The following is a 251-nucleotide window of genomic DNA, read 5'->3' on the forward strand; positions in this document are numbered from 1 at the left end:
AATTCGGACAGGGTGTCGTCTTGCGCCAGCCAGTTGCGGTAGCGGCATAAGGTGCTGTAATCGGGGATGCTCAGTTCGTCAAAACGGCAAAACAGGTTGAAATCGATGCGGGTGATGAGGCTGTGTTCGAGTTCGGGATCGGAGAGGCTGTGCCATTGTCCGAGCAGGACGGCTTTGAACATGGACAACAGGGGATAGGCGGGACGGCCGCGGTGGTCTCTAAGGTAACGGGTTCTTTGACGGTTCAGGTA

General features: G+C 56.2%; 1 protein-coding gene. It reads right to left on the minus strand.

Going from position 1 to position 251, the window contains the following annotated elements; all coding sequences use genetic code 11:
* A partial coding sequence (locus HMPREF3050_RS06090; RefSeq protein ID WP_070774074.1) for an IS5 family transposase occupies positions 1-251 on the minus strand: 251 nt, incomplete at both ends.

Source organism: Neisseria sp. HMSC065D04, assembly GCF_001815675.1.
Taxonomy (GTDB): domain Bacteria; phylum Pseudomonadota; class Gammaproteobacteria; order Burkholderiales; family Neisseriaceae; genus Neisseria.